Annotated in this window: 10 protein-coding genes; all 10 read right to left on the bottom strand. The window is 52.5% G+C overall.

Annotation, left to right across the window (positions count from 1 at the left end; translation table 11 throughout):
• Positions 1-55: 55 nt before the first annotated feature.
• The 10 genes from NQ534_RS15370 to NQ534_RS15325 all read right to left on the bottom strand — a co-directional run bounded on the left by NQ534_RS15370 (position 56) and on the right by NQ534_RS15325 (position 17,631).
• Positions 56-430 (bottom strand): MerR family transcriptional regulator, encoded by a 375-nt coding sequence (locus tag NQ534_RS15370; RefSeq protein ID WP_040782925.1) that lies wholly within the window; start codon positions 428-430, stop codon positions 56-58.
• A gap of 121 nt (positions 431-551) precedes the next feature.
• Complete coding sequence (locus NQ534_RS15365; RefSeq protein ID WP_006861716.1) at positions 552-1,532, bottom strand: Rpn family recombination-promoting nuclease/putative transposase; 981 nt, start codon at positions 1,530-1,532, stop codon at positions 552-554.
• 574 nt (positions 1,533-2,106) lie between these two features.
• Positions 2,107-2,700 (bottom strand): hypothetical protein, encoded by a 594-nt coding sequence (locus NQ534_RS15360; protein WP_006861713.1) that lies wholly within the window; start codon positions 2,698-2,700, stop codon positions 2,107-2,109.
• A gap of 278 nt (positions 2,701-2,978) precedes the next feature.
• Positions 2,979-5,606, bottom strand: a complete 2,628-nt coding sequence (locus NQ534_RS15355; RefSeq protein WP_006861711.1) for a glycoside hydrolase family 3 protein — start codon at positions 5,604-5,606, stop codon at positions 2,979-2,981.
• A 343-nt stretch (positions 5,607-5,949) separates the two neighbouring features.
• Positions 5,950-8,463: a glycoside hydrolase family 3 N-terminal domain-containing protein gene (locus NQ534_RS15350; RefSeq protein ID WP_006861709.1), complete on the bottom strand. Its 2,514-nt coding sequence runs from the start codon at positions 8,461-8,463 to the stop codon at positions 5,950-5,952.
• Positions 8,464-8,702: 239 nt separating this feature from the next.
• Positions 8,703-10,049, bottom strand: coding sequence for an ATP-binding protein (locus NQ534_RS15345; protein WP_006861707.1), 1,347 nt, complete (start codon positions 10,047-10,049; stop codon positions 8,703-8,705).
• Complete coding sequence (locus NQ534_RS15340) at positions 10,046-10,750, bottom strand: LytR/AlgR family response regulator transcription factor (protein ID WP_006861706.1); 705 nt, start codon at positions 10,748-10,750, stop codon at positions 10,046-10,048. Before NQ534_RS15340 ends, NQ534_RS15345 begins: the two co-directional genes overlap by 4 nt.
• Before the next feature lie 225 nt (positions 10,751-10,975).
• Positions 10,976-12,544, bottom strand: a complete 1,569-nt coding sequence (locus NQ534_RS15335; RefSeq protein WP_006861705.1) for an MFS transporter — start codon at positions 12,542-12,544, stop codon at positions 10,976-10,978.
• A 42-nt stretch (positions 12,545-12,586) separates the two neighbouring features.
• Entirely contained in the window at positions 12,587-14,515 is a 1,929-nt protein-coding gene (locus NQ534_RS15330; protein ID WP_006861704.1) for a glycoside hydrolase family 2 protein, read from the bottom strand.
• A gap of 59 nt (positions 14,516-14,574) precedes the next feature.
• The gene (locus NQ534_RS15325) at positions 14,575-17,631 is read right to left on the bottom strand and encodes a glycoside hydrolase family 3 C-terminal domain-containing protein (RefSeq protein WP_074679929.1); all 3,057 of its coding nucleotides are present in this window, start codon (positions 17,629-17,631) and stop codon (positions 14,575-14,577) included.
• Positions 17,632-17,866: the final 235 nt, after the last annotated feature.

The raw sequence follows: 17,866 nt of genomic DNA, 5'->3' as shown, positions 1-17,866 counted from the left end.
AACTGTCTGATGATGCCAGACACCACCACCGGTTCCATGCACATCCGCCGGATACTCAGTGCCATTTCAGCACGCCGGTTTTCACCGCTTCTTCGTAGCAGGCTATTTTGTAATCCAGACGTTCCAGAGCCGCCTCCACGGACTGAAGCTGCTCCTTTAGCTGCACGCGCTGCTCCTTCAGAAGGCTGCAGCGGTCCGCTATGGTGCCGTCACCCTGCTGCGCAAGCCTTACATATTCCGCGATTGCTTCCACCTGCAGTCCCGCACCGCGCATACATTTCGCCAGCTCCACCCAGCCGCAGTCCTCCTCCGTGTAATCGCGCAGACCGCCTGCCGTGCGGTGGACCGGCGGTATCATCCCCGCCTTCTCATAATAGCGCAGCGTATCCTGCGTCAGCCCGTATTTCCTGCTTACTTCTGAAATCGTCATACATTCTCCCTGCCTTCCACCGGCGGCATGCTGCCGCTCTGCCATTCTCTTCCGGCTTTTATGCAGTATAACATCTGGAGTTTGCTCCAGGTCAAGAGGTTTTTGCGTAATTTTCCTGTTTTCACCAGTATTTTGCCATATATCGCTCTGCCATTTCTTCTGTAATCCGGCATTTATCCATAACTCTCTTTTTCGTCTCATTTCTGGGTATCTTAAGTTCACGGCAGGTTTCTATCATCGCACGGATACCCATATCCATCCCCTGTCTTTTACCCTGCTTAATTCCCTGCCTTCTTCCGCGCTTCATGCCCTGCTTTTTTCCTTCTTCCACTCCCGATTTGTAATGGTCGGTAAATGCCTTGCACATCGTGATTTTCTCCCCTTTCTCTTTTAATTCCCTGTAATAGTCCAGATGGTCCGTCAGCGCGAAGATTACCCGGTTGGTATCCTCCGGAAGTTTCTCGTATATTGCCCGGTTTTTCTCCAGATAGCGTCCCATTTCCTTCTCATCGTTCTGCCGCCTCAGAATCTCTAAAATCTCCTGCCAGCCGCCCCGGAAGCAGGCGGTGTCGACATTTTCCGGCGTCACCACCACGATTGGATACGACTGTATGTATTCCCTGAGCTGTCTGAATTCCCGCGGAACGCTTATCATCTCCGCAAGGTCTGAAGGTGCCCTCCAGGGTGTGGTGCCATAGTAAAAAACCAGAGTGATTACCAGGCAGAGCTTCTCGCCCTTATGAAGCTTCCGGTTTTTCTTTGTGCGCCTCTGCACATCATACTCCAGGGCGTCCTCCAGCATCACACGCAGCGGCATCCCGTAATCCACGGTTGTCTGGTTCTGTATTGCAACGATAATGCATCCCGCATTTTTATCTGCTTCCGCCTTCCCGGTGATATCGCGGAAGCGCTGTACGGTTTTTACAACCGCGTTCTCATCATCCTCTTCCGTGTCCTTTACCAGTACCAACTCTGTCGGCACCGGGACAAGCTGCCCTCTTTTCAGCAAAGGTCTGCCCTGTGCGAGCGCTCCGTTCACAAAATCGCAGAAATGTCTGCTGTCTCTCTGGTACTCCTTTAAAATAATATCTTTTTCCGCCAATTTCCATCCTCCTATTTTTTATAGTATTTTTCTGAAATGTGCAGCCGAACGGCTTTGAATTGTAATCCAGAAGCTACAGATTAGCACGCTTTCGATAAAAACACTATATCACAGGAAGAAGCAGAAGTCAACACTGTTTTCTTGTTGCATATAAATTATAATATGAGATTTCAAATTATGCAAGTTGTTTTTATGAAACTTTCCCATATTTACCGCATCCCACGTAACTACTCGGTTACCCTCCAAAAATATAACAAATTTTAATTCCAGTGAGGTTCTTTCAAAATATAAGATGAAAAGTGATGTACTGAAATGGATTCATGAAACAAAAAAAGCATTACATTACCCATTCAGCTGCCGGAGCAGATAGGAAACCTTTATCTGTTAGAAATGTACGTCGCCAGGCGTAAAAAGACAAAAGAGGAGAAAACCCTTTTGCGGATTTCCTCCCCTGTCTGACCGCGCTGTCCGCAGAGCTTTTCTCTGCCCTGCCCGGCGCGCTGCATAATTACGCTATGTTCTACTGTTCCCGCCAGCCTCAAATACTTGCTGTAAACGAAGTAAGCAGTAACTATTATTCTGCTTTTTCGAAGATGTAAGCGTAAGACCACTCTGCGTCAGCATCCTTCTCGATGTGATCCTCAGAGTAACCAACGATGAGCTGTCCGTCTGCATTCAGACCGATTACGTCAAAGAGCTCCATGTCGTCGATTTCCACGCCTGTGATTACGTCAAAGAAAACGCCTTCGTCATCATCACGGATTTTGAATTTGTCTGCGCCGCTGAAGTTGCACTCGCCTTCGCCCACAACATCTACGGTTGTCCAGTTCTCCCAGCTTGCGGAGCACTTGTAGTCCTCTACATCGATATCGTCATGATTAAAGGACATGGTTCCCTGCAGGTTGGTGGCATCTGCATGGATATAAGCAGCTTCGTCTACCAGCTTGTTTGCGTCGATGCTCAGCTCGATTTCCAATGTGCACGCATCCGGAGCTACTTCCAGAATACCGTCATCTGCGGTATACGCATTTACCAGTGTCCAGGTGCCCTCGTAATCTTCCGGTGCTGCTTCATAATTCAGCTCCATAGAGATATCTGCATCTTCTGCGGATACGCTTACCGGAACCATCATCAGTGCCATCAATGCTGCAACAAATTGCTTTTTCATAATAAATCGTTCTCCTTTCGCTGAAGGGGAAGCCCCGACAGGGTACCCCTTAATTATTATTTTTTATAGATAATAGAATATCACACTTTTGCACAAAAAAGAAGCACCCGGAGAATGCGGCTATCCCGCTCTTTTTGTCGCGAGCAGATTTTTCTGTCGTGAACAGCCATATTTTGTCGTTAATCATCTTCATCTTTGTGTAATCTGTCTTTTCCGGCGCAAAATTTTCCACTTGCACGGCTGCAATCCGACAGAACATTGGCATGCAATTCAGGACATTACGCCGCCTCTGTTTCTGTTTCAGCTGTTTCCGTTTCAGCCGCCTCCGTCTGCACTTCCGTTGCGCCTTCCGCTGCTGTTTCGGTTTCCGCTGCTTCCGTCTGCGCCTCAGTTGCGCTTTCTGATGTCGCTTCCGTCTCGCTTTCTGTCGCCGCTTCGGTCTGTGCTTCCGTTGCACTTTCTGTTGCGTCTTCCGTTACTTCTTCTGTTTCCGCTTCCGGCTTATCTTTTGCGGCCGCACCTGCCGCTGTTCCTGCATCTGCCACCGCTTCCGCTGCGCCGTAGCTCAGACCGAAGCCGGATGTATATACGTTGCCGTCCGCATCCTTGTATGCATAGCTGCCGGACGGGGACTGTGCAAGCACATCCTCCGCGATATACTGGTCTTTGTCATAGCCCGGAACATCGTTCGGGGATACGCATACCGGGTAAGTCGTGCCGTCGATATCCGTATCGTTTACTGCAATCACTTCATTGCAGGATACCATCGTTACCGGGAGCTTGCCGGTCGGATTGTAAGCGCCGGTCAGAACATCCATGCGTCCCTCTACCGATGTGGAGAAGGAACCGAGCAGCGCGTCACAGTACGGCTCCAGATTCGTCAGAATCCACGGATTGGAGATATTCACAGATGACACCACGATACCGCCGTTTGCATGTACCGCATCCGCGATTTCCGCAATATCCTCCACGTCAGACAGTGTGGTAACGTCAACCGTCTCGCCGGTCTTTTCTTTCTGGTCTTCCGTGCTCACCTGGTCAGCCTCCAGACCATCTGCCAGATCCAGAACCGCCATGTACTCCGCGCTCATGGAAACGCCGCCCGGAACTACATCCAGGAATGCAATATCCGCTTCTTCCGCGCTTTCAACAAGCGTGTATCCGGCACCTTCAAAAGCAGCCGTCCAGTTTTCCAGAGCTGTCTCATCCTCTCCGTTTGCCGTGAAGGATGCAACATAAACCTTCTTAGAGGTATCGGAAAGCGGCAGTGCATTCTCATGATTCTTCATCAGAACGACCGACTTCCGGTTCAGCTCCGTCTTCATAGCGGAAATTTCGTCCGCCTTCTCTTCGCCGAGCGCCTTGCTCTCTGCCGCATCGCGATACGGATTGTCAAACATGCCCATATCAAAGTAAGATACCATACGGTTTGTGGTTGCGCGTGTAAACGCTTCCTCTGTCACCAGACCGGATGTCACCGCTTCCGTAACAGACGTCAGGTCCATCGTTGCGCTGAAGCCGTCGCCGACAACATCACAGCCCGCGTTGATAACAGCCGCGTAGCGCTCCGCCTCGGTCATATCCTCTGCACCCCAGAACTGATTTGTAATGATGTTGGAATCGGAGTTAATAAAGCCGTCAAAGCCCATCGTATCCTTCAGCAGCGTCTGAAGCATCGTGGTGTTGTACGCACTTCCGATTTCCTCCGGAGTAATCTCAACGCCCTTATAGCTCTGTGCTGCGCTGCGTCCGTCAGTAGCCGGACGGCTGTAGCTCGGCATGATACCTGCAACGCCCGCGTCTACTGCAGCCTGGAAACCAACGAGCTGATATTTCTCCAGGGAACCCTCGGTCGCATAAATGCGCCACTGTCCCATGCCATAGTGCGATTCAAATCCATTTTCCGCAGCGCCATCGCCCGGAAAATGCTTCATGATCAGACCAACATCGCCATCCTGCGCGCCGTCTGTGCCATGCTGATAGCCGACAACCAGCGCATTTGCGATACCGGACATTACCTCCGGATCCTCGGTGTAGGTCGTCTCGTTACGGCTCCAGCGCGGGTCCGTAATCAGGTCGATCTGCGGACCATACATCTGGCGGATGCCCTTTGCATCCCAGATTTCGGCATCCAGCTCCGCAAACTTCTGGATCAGATCATAATTTCCGTCACCGATCGCAGCCGCCGCAAAGCCCTGCGTCGCCGGGTAGCCGGTAGTCATCGGATTGGAAATCAGCATAAACGGAATATTTACCTCGCCCTTTGATACCGCCGTAAACTCGGACAGCTGATTCAGCGCATTGTTAAAGAGTGCGCCTGTCTCCGTATCAGTATCCTTGCGGAGAACGCCGGAGCGTACCTCTGCCACCGTCACATTTGAATAATCAAAACCGGAGCCGAGCGCCGCCATCGGGTCCGCCTCGCCCTCTTCCTCTGCGTTTTCATCCTCTTCCACCGGAAGCATCACAAGCTGGCTGAGGATAACATTCCCCTCCTCGTCATACACCTCGTCCGCCGTTGTCGCCGACGGGCTGGTTACCAGCGCATTCTTCAGAAGTGCGATGCGCTGCTCCTGCGTCATCTTTCCAATCAGATCCGCCGCACGTTCCTCTGAGCTGAGGCGCCAGTCCTCAAAAGCATCCAGCTCCTGATCGTTGTCGCTGTCCTTAAAGTACATGCCATCCTGTGAGATAACGCCAACCAGCGTCACACCGATGGTCGGACCGTCCGCATTCTCATAGAATACCGGAGCCAGATACTCCGTCGGGCATTCGATTCCCTCTTCCACCGTATATGGCGCCGCAATATATTCCGCTGTATCTTCCGCAAAAACTGCGCCCGTCAGTGATGCCGCCATCGTCAGTGCTGTCGCCACGCTGACCGTCCTCTTCATTGTTTTCTTCATCTTGTCCTCCTTTTGGTATGTATTTTAAATGGAACCAGCATAATCCACTACCGGCTCCTTTTATGCGCATAGAATATCATACTTTTGCACAAAAAAGAAGTACCCGTAAAATACGGGTACCTCCATTTTTTCAACGCGAAAATATTATTTTGTCGCAAAGTGTCCTATTTTTGCCGTCAACGGATTTTATTTTTGTATAGTCTGCCTTTCCCGGCGCAGAATTTTGCTCATTTTTCTTTTGCCTGTTCTGTTGCCCGTGTTATCGCAAAAACATATCACAATGTCTCGTTTTTGTGCACGGTCCGCCGCATCCGGCTTACACTTTTTGTTCCAGTTTTCCGGCTTACGCCTCAGTTTCTGCTTCTGTCTCTGCCGCTTCTGCTGCCTCAGTTACAGCTTCTTCAACCGCATCCTCTGCAGCCGCTTCTGCGGAATCATAGCTCAGACCATACCATGCGCTGTACATGTTGCCGTCTGCATCCTGGTATGCAAAGCTGCCGGACGGAGACTGTGCAAGTACATCCTCTGCGATATACTGGTCTTTGTCATAACCCGGAACATCGTTCGGGGATACGCAGATTTCGTAGGTCTCGCCGTTTTCTGCGGTCACTTCGTTTACTGCGATCACTTCGTTGCAGGAAACCATTGTTACCGGAAGCTTACCGGTCGGGTTGTAAGCGCCTGTGAGCACATCCATACGTGCAGAAACCGGTGTTGAGAAAGAACCGATCAGACCGTCGCAGTACGGCTCAAGGTTTGTAAGGATCCACTGGCTGCTGATGTCGATGGAAGCGATTACGATACCTCCGTTTGCATGTACCGCATCTGCGATTTCCGGGATATCCTCTACATCCATCAGAGTGGTAGCTTCTACTGTCTCGCCTGTCTTGGACGCATCTGTCGGATGATTTACTTCATCAACCTCCAGCTCGTCTACCAGGTCGATAACGTTCATAAAGGTGTTGCTGTTGGAAACGCCTCCCGGAACTACATCCAGGAATGCGATGTCCGCTTCCTCCGCGCTGCCTGCGATGGTGTAACCAGCCTCTTCAAATGCAGCCGTCCAGTTTTCCAGAGCCGCCTCATCTTCTCCTGCGCTTGTGAAGGATGCGATGTAAACGCTCTTGGAAGTGTCTGCCAGCGGAAGTACGCTCTCATGATTCTTCATCAGAACAACGGATTTCTGGCTCAGCTCGGTGCCGATTGCTTCGATATCTGCTGCCAGACCGTCCAGAGTTGCCTTGCTCTCTTCTACATCCTTATACGGATTCTCAAACTGTCCCATTTCGAAAACAGTTGCCAGCGTATTGCCGTTTGCACGGTCAAGCGCTTCCTGCTCGATGAGACCCTGGTCATATGCTTCATAGAAAGCATCCCAGTTAATGCCGCTGAACCAGTCGCCGATTACATCAGAACCTGCGTTGATGATTGCCGCGATACGCTCCGGAACGGTCAGATCCTCCGCACCGAACTGCATACCCATTTCCACGATACCGGAATCGGTATTGATAAAGCCGTCAAAGCCCATTGTATCCTTCAGCAGTGTGCCGAGGATGGTGGTATTGTACGCATTTGCAAGCTGCTCCGGGTCAAGCTCCACACCCTGGTAGCTCTGAGCCACGCTGCCGTAGGTGCCTTCGTCCGCCGGACGGCTGTAGCCCGGCATAATGCCGGCAACGCCTGCGTCGATTGCCGCTGCAAAGCCCGGAAGCTGATATTTCTCCAGAGAACCCTCTGTCTGGTATACACGCCACTCACCGATCTTATTGTGGGACTCGTAGCCGTTGTAAGCTGCGCCGTCACCTGGGAAGTGCTTCATGATCAGAGCAACATCGCCGTCCTGCACGCCGTCTGTTCCCGTCTGATAACCGGATACCAGCGCGGAAGCGATGCCCGCCGTTACATCCGGAACCTCAGAGTATGTACCGTTGTTGCGGTTCCAGCGCGGGTCTGTGATAAGGTCGATCTGCGGACCGTACATACGGCTGATGCCCTTTGCATCCCATACCTGACGGTCGATATCCGCATAGCGCTCTACCAGGCTGTAATCTCCGTCCGCTGCAACGTCGCCCATTACAGCAGCTGCGATACCTTCCGATGCCGGAGCCGCATAGATTGCCTGCGGGTTGGAAATGATGGTAAACGGCACGGTCGGCTCGCTCTTGGCAACTGCCGCATACTCTGCCGTCATGTTTACTGCGTTTGTCCACAGTGCGCCGGTCTCTGCATCCGTTGTCACACGAAGTACACCGGAACGGCTCTCAAAAGTAAGCATCTCGCCGGTGCTGTTCGGACGTGCTTCCGCCCCCATGCCTGCCGCTGCTCCTGCAGCCTTCGAAGCAAAATCTCCTTCTTCGCCATCTTCCTCTTCTTCTGCAAGCACCATATGCAGCGCATCCGGAGTTACCGTCATAAGCTGGCTGAAAATCACATTGCCTTCCTCATCGTAAACCTCTTCCGCAGATTTTGCGGTCGGGCTGCACATAAGCTGGTTTACCAGAAGACCCACGCGCTGCTCTCTGTTCAGCTTTGTGAGCAGGTCCGCCACACGCTCGTCTGTGGAAAGACGCCAGTCCTCAAATGCGTCAAGCTCCTGGTCGTTGTCGCTGTCCTTGAAATAAAGGCCGTCCTGCTGGATCACGCCAACCAGCGTAACGCCGATGGTCGGTCCGTCCGCGTTCTCATAGAACACCGGGTCGAGATACTCCGTCGGTCCCTGCAGCTCCTCGTCAACGCTGTACGGCGCCGCAATGTACTCGGCAGAGCTTCCCTCTTCCGCAAAAGCCGCGGTCGTCAGAGACGCTGCCATCGCTGTCGCAGTCATCACGCTGACAGCTTTTTTCATAGTTTTCTTCATACATTTATCCTCCTTTTGATATGAAGTTTTGTAAAATCAAATCAATGCACGGACCATTGATTCATTTGTTCCGAGTATACCACACTTTTGCACAAAAAAGAAGAGCACCCTCTCTGCGGCACTCTCCATTTTTCCATCGCAAGTGTATAGTTTTTTCGCGAATATCATAATTTTTGTCGTAAATGTTTTTTATTTTTGTGTATTCTGACATTTCCACCGCAGGATTTTTCCGGCGTTCTTTATACATTCTCCCCGTCCTGCGGCTCAATCCGCATGGATACCGTCAGCCGGAAGGTATTGCCCTCCGCCTCCACGGAAGCGTTTCCACCGTGCTGCTGCGCGATTGCAATAATCGAGCGCAGCCCGAAGCCGTGGTGATGCTCTTCCTCCTTCGTGGTGACCGGCAAGCCGTTTTCAAATTTCAGCTCATGCTCAAAGTAATTCTCCACCACCAGAATCACCATATCGTCGCGTCTTGCCGCCCGCAGGGAAATAAACTTCTTCTCCGGGTGCGCCACATTTTCCATTCCCTCCAGGGCATTGTCCATCGCGTTTCCGAAGAGCGCGTAAATCTCCATGTCTGTCAGACAGTAAAACAGCCTGCCGTCCACGATATACGTAAAGCGCACTCCGTTCATCGAGCAGATGATATTTTTTTCCGTCAGCACAACGTCCAGGCTCTTATTGCCGGAATCCACCACCGTGTTAAATTCATCGATGGAATCCCGCAGGCTGTCCAGGTACTTCTGAAACTGCCGCTGCCCGTCCGTCGAACGCAGCAGATTGATATAATGCTTCAAATCGTGGCATTTAATCTGCAGGGATAAAATTCCCTCGCGGCTGATTTCATAGTAGCGCTGCTTGCTGCTGATAAAATTCTGCATACTCAGGTTTTCATGCTGCAGTAGCGATAGAGACGCCATCATCAGCAGCAGAATAAAATTTACAATGCTGTACAAAAGCGCCGTCAGGAAAAACAGCATCCCCGCCATAGTGTTTCCCTGATACAGAAGCTGATACATAAACTCCAGCAGCATCTGACTGAGCAGAATCACAACGTATATCCACCAGATTTCCTTCAGCGGGAAGGATACATCGCGCCGTACAAAATGCTGATACAGTCTCACACAGCATATCTCAATCATCACATACAGCAGATAGGACATAATGGACTGGAAGGGGCTTCCGCCCGTCCAGGCGGCGTCCGGGCTGACCGGGATCGCAGAAATCAGCTTTACCGCGTCCCAGGATATCCGGTAAATGGTAAGCGCGATAATGCTGTTGAAAATAACAATATCGCTGGAAATATGATAGCAGAACCGGGTGCAGAGGATAAACAGCAGACTCAGCACCATGATGTAAAAGCTGTAGCCGACCGCCATCAGCGCTTTTGCGGACAGGACGACCTCCAGCGTATAGCGCATACACCAGCTCGCCGCGCAGAGCAGGGCGAAGCTCAGAAGGATGCGCGCACCAAAGGAGCGCTGCTTCTCCCCGCGGTTCCAGACAACAAGATGGATGAAAAAAATGATTCCGGAGGATATGCGCCAGTCGATATCGCGTATCCACCAGACCGGCGTCATCATACGCTTTTCCCCAGGAAGTTAATAAAGCGCTGCTCTATCTCCTTCTGATGCGATTTTGAAATCTGCACGCGCTCATTGTTTACTTCCACAAAATCACTGCCCACCCGCTTAATATGCCGCATATTGACAAGGTAGGACCGGTTGCACTGGATGAAATTGCGGTCATCCAGCTTTTTGCGCACCTCGCCCAGCCTGCCGCGCACCTTATATTCTCCCTGCTCCGTGTGATAAATCAGATCGTGGTCGTACACCTCCACATAGTAAATGCTGTTGGAGGGTATGCTCACAATACCGTCCGAGGTCTTCAGGGCAAGCGTGACATTTGTGCTGTCATTGATACGCTTGATAGCCTTGTCCAGCACACGGTCGATAGAGAACTGGTCTATCGGCTTTATAATAAAATCCATCGCGTCCACCTCATAGCCGCGGATGGCAAACTGCGCCATGTGGGTCACAAAGATAAGCTGCGCCTCTTTATTTACAATACGCAGGAACTTCGCCGCGTCCATCCCGTCCATATCGCCCAGACGGATATCCAGAAACACGATATTATACAGCTCCCGGCTGCGGATAAACTCCACCCCATCATAATACCGGTGGATGACATGCTCCTCACCCCTGGCATTAAAATAGTGCTCCACACAGCCGACCAGCTCCTGCATCTCCTTTGCATCGTCATCTACAATCGCAATCAGAAGCATACTCTTCCTCCCTCGCCGCCACAGGCAGTCCGTCCGGGATGCCCATGCTGATTCTGAACGAAAATAACCGCCGAAGCACATTATCCGCACGGATACTGTGTTCTGCGGTTATTCCGCCACTTCTATGCTCTATTATAATATAGAAATGTAAAATTTACAAATGAGAAATCGCATATTTTTAACTTTTTCCCTGGCTTTGCTGCCCACTATAGAGCAGTCCTGGCATTATTTAAATTCCCCCGGAACCTGGTCGATGGTCTGGTACATTTTCATCGCCTGGTCCATCGTCTTTCCATCGGCGATCGCTGCTTTTCTCGCCGCGTTCACCGCCTGAATCTCCTTCATTTTCGCACCTGTCAGCGTGTAGCCCTTCATGGCGATCAGCGTAGCAAGCCATGCCAGCATCGGGATAATGCAGAACAGCACGATTACTACCCAGTTCATACCCGCCGCATACGGCGTCTCCGCCGCCGGCAAATCCTTCAGACCGATGCAGGATACCGCCAGCGCCACAACCGTGGTAGCCAGCGAGGAAACCAGCTTATCCACCAGACTGAACAGCGTACCCATGATACCCGGAATGTATTTTCCGGAACGGTACGTCTCGTAGTCCGAGCAGTCCGCCACCATCGGAATCGGCATGTCCGCGGTAGAATAGTATGCGCCGTAGCCGATACCAAAGAAAATGATAAACAGCACCGTATACAGGTTAATGGAAAGACCGTTCTCTCCCATAAGTGAAAGGTTGAACCGCGGGTCGCCCTGTCTCCAGAACAGCAGCAGCACCAGCACACCTATGTACATGATCAGCGCGAGGCGTACATATTTCTCCAGGGACGCCTTCTGTCCGTGCTTCTGCGAGGTACGGATGGTCAGCAGGAAGAACGGAGCCGAGCATGCATAACCGAGCACCATCATCGGCAGATACAGTCCGTCGTAATCTCCCATCATACTGCCGTACAGCATACAGAGAACGGATACGTTCGTCGCAATGGCGAGCGCCAGCTTACAGCCCGCGCCGGCAACCATCAGACGCTGCATCGGCTTGTTGCCCTTGATAATCTCAATGTATTCGGAAACCTTTACCTTCTCGGCCTTGTCTCCGCCGATTCCGTAATACTTCGGCTGGTCCTTCTCCCAGATACCGATGACCGCCAGAATGGTCAGCACGATAGAAATCGCGATACCCAGCGGAGCCAGCACGCGGTAGAATGCCGCCGTATTGTAGTCACCCACGTTGGAGCGGATAATCGGCGCCAAGAACTGCATGGCGCCCATACCGATAAGGCTTCCCACCGTGTTGAACAGCGTGAACATCGGGCGCTGCTTCGGGTCATTTGTCAGAACCGTCTGCCCGGAACGGGTGCAGGAGGTCTGGAAGGTATAACCGATTACCCATACAAAATATAATACAACAAACGCCACGTAGCGCAGCCACATCATGGATTCCGGAATCATCGGCGTAAGCAGGTACAGCACAAGGATGCTCACCGCCATAATCAGGTTTCCGAGAATCATAAACGGGCGGAACTTACCGAATTTTCCGCTGGTGCGGTCAATCAGCGCACCGATAATCGGGTCGGTAATCGCGTCGCACAGACGCATCGCTGTTACCATGATAGTTGCAAACGCCATCAACAGCCCCAGCACTCCGTTGCCGAACATGGCAATATAGGAAAGTACCAGCACAAAGTATACGTTCGTGGCGCCGTTATTCAGCGGAAACAGCACAAGCTGGTATGCTTTCGCGCGGTTCACGCTTTCTGTTCTGGTCGTCTTTGCAGAATCACTCATTTCTACAGACTCCTTTCATTTTTTCTTCAGCAGGACAGCGCGCTACACCCAGTTGCTCTTCTGCTTATTCTTATCCTTCTTCAGCTTGTAGGACGGATTCGGGCTGCTCACCTTTTTCAGCACCGCCGTATCGCGCAGCTTGCCCGCACGCACCTCCAGCTTATTCACATCCGAGAGCGGCACGGTAAAGGTAACAACCTTATCCACATCCGCCTCGCCCATCACCTTGCCATTATTATACAGCTTCACATGCGGCTGGTTCGTATAAATCTTCACCTTCGTGTTCTCGCCCGTGCGGTCAGCCATGCGCTTTCCGGCGATATGCACGAACGGCTCGTCGCTCCAGAACGCCTTGTACAGATAAAAGCTGTCCTTCTTCGTCTTGCGGTCGAAGGTCACAAGCCCCTTGTGATTCATGCCCGGCTCGCCGCCCTGGTCACGCGCGTCCGCCGCAAAATCGAACATGTTCCACACATAATTCGCCCACATATACGGATGGCGGTTAAAGCAGCGCAGCATAAATTCATGGTACTTCGCCTGGTACTCCTCCGTGTGGTCGCCGCGGCGCGGATGCGCCGAATGCAGATTCGGCATTCCCTCGCAGCCGTACTCCGAAAAGCACAGGGAGCGCTTCGGATATACTAGATGGAAGAAGCTGATCCAGAGGTCATTTAAAAACAGTCCCGGAACATACCAGCCAAGATACAGATTCCAGCCCACAATATCCGTGATATGCGCCACCTTGTTGAACGGTCCGCACATTGCGTAGCAGGCAAGCGTCGTCAGGCGGGTGGAGTCCATCTCGTGGCACAGATCGTTCAGCACGTGATGGTTGTCCAGCATATCCTTTTTATCCTTTGTGGAAATCGTAATCTCATTCGATACGCCCCAGCACACGATACAGGCATGATGATAGTTCTGCGTAATCAGTTCCTTCATCTGCGAAATCGTGTTCTCTCGTCCATTCGTCAGGTGCTCGGAAATATAGGGAATCTCCGCCCACACCACAAAACCCATTTCATCGCAGCGGTCGTAAAAATACTGGCTGTGCTGGTAGTGCGCCAGACGGATGGAGGTTGCGCCCATTTCCCGTATCAGCTCCAGGTCCTCATCGTGCTCTGCCTGCGTAATCGCATTGCCCAGCCCTTTTCTGTCCTGATGGCGCGACACGCCGCGCAGCGGGTAGCAGCGCCCGTTCAGGAAAAATCCCTTATCCTTATCTACATGGAACGCGCGCACACCGAAGCGCAGACGCACCTCGTCGAGCACGTTTCCGTCTTCCTTCAGCTCCGCGACCGCCGTATACAGATACGGGTCCTTCACGCCGTCCCAGCGGTGCGGCTTTTTCATCACGATCACCGCGTTGCTTCCCGCACCCGCCGCCACCGGCTTTCCGGCAGCGTCCAGAATGGTGATGACCGTCTCCGCCTCCGGCGCATTGTTCCAGCTCTCCACCGTTACCTTCGCGTCCTCTCCGTCCACGACCGGCGTAATCTTCACGCCCGGTCCGCCGAAGTGGTCCATATCGAAGTGCTTTTTGTTCGCCACGATCAGCTTCACGTCACGGTAAATGCCGCCGTAAAAGGTAAAATCCGCCTTCTGCGGGTACACATGGTCGTTCACGCTGTTGTCCACCGCCACCTGCAGGCTGTTTTCCGTCTGCAGCAGATCCGTCACCTCCACGCGGAAGGTGGAATAGCCGCCGTCATGATGACAGCAGGGATGCCCGTTCAGCGTGACGTCCGCCGTCGCGTTCACTCCGTCAAATTCCAGATAAACGCACTCCGCATCCGCCGCAAAAGCGGGCGCCGCAAAGGTGGTCGTGTAGGTGCAGGTGCCGCGGTAATAATCGTTGCCGCCGTCCTGTCCGTCGATATTATTCCAAGTATGGGGAAGGCGGACGGTTGTAGTTTTTCCGCCAGGTCCGGCAAACTGCCATTCCCGGTCCAGGAGACTTTCACGTCTTCTCATAATTTTTTTCCTTTCTTTTTACGGTCCGGGCAGCTTCTGCCCGGACCTGTATGCCGGAATTACGCCTTCTTTTTCTTCTTAAAGCTGATGCCTGCAATATCCAGAACCAGCCAGATAGCGGAAAGCAGTGACAGTACCGCAAATACATAGGTCAGAACCGTCAACAGCGTGGACCACCACGGCGTTACCTGCACGATCATGGTGTCTGCGCTGATGCCGTCCATACCGCGGGAATGTACAACGGTGTACAGAATGCGGTGTGCGGATTCTCTCATTGCCTGCGCGATCTGTGCGTTCTCCTTGGAAGCGCCCGGACCATAATCAGCAAACTCAAAACCGAGGTCGCTCGCCGCGTTCTCCACATTTGTTCCGCTCACACCCGGATAGTTATCCGGAATATCGTTTCCTGCCAGCACCTCATGCGGCTTGGACATGTAGCTGCCGTCATACATATCGGTTACTGCAAAACCGGTCATGCCGGCTTCTCCGCGCAGCCATGACGTAATCAGATTATAATAGGAACCTGCCCAGTGTGCGCCGAGACGGTTGAACGCCGTCATCACACACTTCGCATCCGCATTTACGATTGGAAGCTCGAAAGCTCTTAAGTAGAGCTCACGCAGCGCCTGCTCGTTACACCAGGTACCGATACCCTGACGCTGTTCTTCCTGGTCATTCAGCGCAAAGTGCTTGTTGTAAACGTAAACGCCCTTGGACTGGATCGCCGCTGTCTCCACGCCTGCAATCAGACCGGTGAGGATACCATCCTCCGAATAATACTCAAACACACGTCCTGCATACGGGGTGCGGTGAATATTAAGACCAGTACCGTAGAAGCCTGCGTAGCCTGCCCACATTGCATCCTCGCCGATCAGTGTGCCGACTTCCTCCACGAGCTGGTCGTTGAAGGTTGCCGCGATAATGCCGTTACACGGATAGCAGGTACCTGTCAGGCTCTTATCCGGGTCGTTCGTCTGCGTTGCATAACCGTTCGGTCCGATGCTGTACGCCTGTGTCACACCGCTCGGCCCGTTGTGGTCGAGGGTTTCCGGTTTACCGATTTCCTGTACCGCAACCGTCATACGCAGACCGACTGCGCAGAGCTGGCTGAGCTGGCTGTAGGTGAGCTGGTCGAGGAATTCTTCCCATTTCTCATCGCTGTACGGAATCGGGTTGCCGCTCTCGTCATTGAGCATATCGATTAACTGGTAGGTGGTCTCTGTGGAGCCCATCGTCGGCCAGTTGCCGTCGTTCTCCGGCAGGTCGGAATCATCCAGCACAACATCCGCCGCGATCTGATCTGTCATCGTCAGTTTTACATAGTTTGTATTGTAGCCTTCGTCATCATCCGGGGTAAACAGCATCGTTGTGCCTTCCCAGTCGCTGCGGCTGATATAGGTAACGGAGTTGTCGCCTCTTCCTTCGTAGCGGTTGATATCCGTATCCGCAAACAGGCTGGTCACTTCGCTGCCGGTGCCGTATGCCGTCGCATAGGTCTCGCTGTCGAAGTCATAGTCCACATCGTAAACCATGTCCTCATTGCCCTCTTCTGTCATGCCGTCAGACACCTTCATGCCCTTTGCCGCAAGAATATTATTTGCCGCCACATGGGAGTTGTCCGCCGCCGTGAAGTAATACTTACCTTCGTCCAGAATATAAACGCCGGTGCCGTATGCATCGTAGGAGGTAAGGAAGTATTCCGGTACCTCTACCGTAACGGTCTCGCTTGCGCCCGGTTCGAGCATCTGGGTCTTTCCGTAGCCGACCAGCTCTACCGCCGCCTTTTCAATCTGGTTTTCCTTATCGTAATCGGTGTACGGCTTCTGCGCGTAAATCTGTACGGCCTTCTTGCCCGCCACGTCGCCGGTATTTGTCACATTGACAGATACTGTGTAGGTGGTATCCTGACCTTCGCCGCTCTTGCTTACTTCCATGTCGGACATCTCAAACTCAGTATAGCTCAGACCGTAGCCGAACGGATATGCCACAACCTCGTCATACTCGTAGTCGCCCGCGTTCTCCGTGCCGAGCACCACATCCTCGTAGCGCGTCTCGGTGTAGCGGTAGCCGACATAAATGCCCTCCTGGTATACAACGTACATATTGTACACACGTCCGTGGGAACCGAAGTCATAGTTTTCTGAACCTTCATAAGTGTAGCTTCCAAAGTTCGCCATCGCCGGGTCAAGCAGGTTATCCATCCACCAGGTATCCGGAAGAGAACCGGACGGGTTTACCGCGCCGGACAGGATGTCCGCCACCGCGTACAGACCGGTCTGTCCCACAGAACCAATCCACAGCGCCGCGTCGATGCCGTAGTCTTCTTCGTTGATAAAGTCTGCGGAAATCGGGTTCGCACTGTTAATCAGCACGATGATGGAGGAAATCTTTCCTTCATCTTTATATTCCTTCAGACCCTCCAGGACAGCGCGCTCGCTCTTGTTCAGTCTCAGATAGTCGCCGTTCTGTCCGTCATCATGGTTTACGCTCTTGAGGTCGTTTGCCTCGCCGCCGACACGGCCGACAACGAAGATTGCCGCCTCGCCGTTTCCGAAGGAATCTACCGCATCCGACTTCTGGATAGATTTCCAGGAAGCCTCGTTGATGTTTCCTTCATCAAAGTCGCGCCCGTATTCCTCTGCAAGGTACCAGTCAAGCAGCTCGCTGTTGACAACGGTGAAACCGCCTTCCTCCATGACGTCCTTATAGGAAGGAGCATCCGCTGAGGATACCGCACCGGAACCGGTACCGCCGTATACCGGGGAGATTGCCGTTGCACCAAAGAGGGATACTTCTGTTCCCTGCAGCGGCAGTGTGTTGTTGTCGTTTTTCAGCAGAACGGCGCCTTCGCCCTCCACCTCACGCACCTTTGCAAGTCCGGCAGCCTTCAGGTCGGCAACCGATGTAAACTCGCTCTCATAGTATCTGGCATATGCATTTTCATCAACAGGGCTGCCATCCTTGTTGACCATTTTTGATGTGGAAATGCCCAGGAAAGAGTTAATCTGTCCGGTAAACTCGCTTGCAACCGAGCTGCCGAAATACACGAGCACCAGCAGAATGACAAAGATGTTCGTTAATACCTTCTTGAGCGTTCTTTTCTTTGAGGACCTCATATACAGTCTCCTCTCTTTCTTGAAATTGTGTGTGTACCGGTCCGGTCTGGCTGGACCGGTGTCTGCAAAAATCCGTTCCGAATCGCTCCGCAATGGGATTTCTGCCATGCCTTAACTTCGTATCTGTACGCCTCCATGCGGGGAGCGCGCACGCTGTTTTGCATAACTTCCGTCTATTTTGCATCACACCGGATAAGATGCGCGACGGACGCAAGGGTATTTTTATACAAAACAA

The organism is Marvinbryantia formatexigens DSM 14469, assembly GCF_025148285.1.
GTDB classification, from domain to species: domain Bacteria; phylum Bacillota; class Clostridia; order Lachnospirales; family Lachnospiraceae; genus Marvinbryantia; species Marvinbryantia formatexigens.
Note: the sequence above shows the minus strand (reverse complement) of the source record. Positions and strands in the feature narration are given on the sequence as shown.

Coding starts and splice junctions, on each gene's coding strand:
- NQ534_RS15340 (WP_006861706.1), bottom strand. CDS start 10,750: ATGCTTCTGATTGCGATTGTAGATGACGATGCAAAGGAGATGCAGGAG.
- NQ534_RS15330 (WP_006861704.1), bottom strand. CDS start 14,515: ATGAGAAGACGTGAAAGTCTCCTGGACCGGGAATGGCAGTTTGCCGGA.
- NQ534_RS15360 (WP_006861713.1), bottom strand. CDS start 2,700: ATGAAAAAGCAATTTGTTGCAGCATTGATGGCACTGATGATGGTTCCG.
- NQ534_RS15325 (WP_074679929.1), bottom strand. CDS start 17,631: ATGAGGTCCTCAAAGAAAAGAACGCTCAAGAAGGTATTAACGAACATC.
- NQ534_RS15345 (WP_006861707.1), bottom strand. CDS start 10,049: ATGATGACGCCGGTCTGGTGGATACGCGATATCGACTGGCGCATATCC.
- NQ534_RS15335 (WP_006861705.1), bottom strand. CDS start 12,544: ATGAGTGATTCTGCAAAGACGACCAGAACAGAAAGCGTGAACCGCGCG.
- NQ534_RS15355 (WP_006861711.1), bottom strand. CDS start 5,606: ATGAAGAAAACAATGAAGAGGACGGTCAGCGTGGCGACAGCACTGACG.
- NQ534_RS15350 (WP_006861709.1), bottom strand. CDS start 8,463: ATGAAGAAAACTATGAAAAAAGCTGTCAGCGTGATGACTGCGACAGCG.
- NQ534_RS15370 (WP_040782925.1), bottom strand. CDS start 430: ATGACGATTTCAGAAGTAAGCAGGAAATACGGGCTGACGCAGGATACG.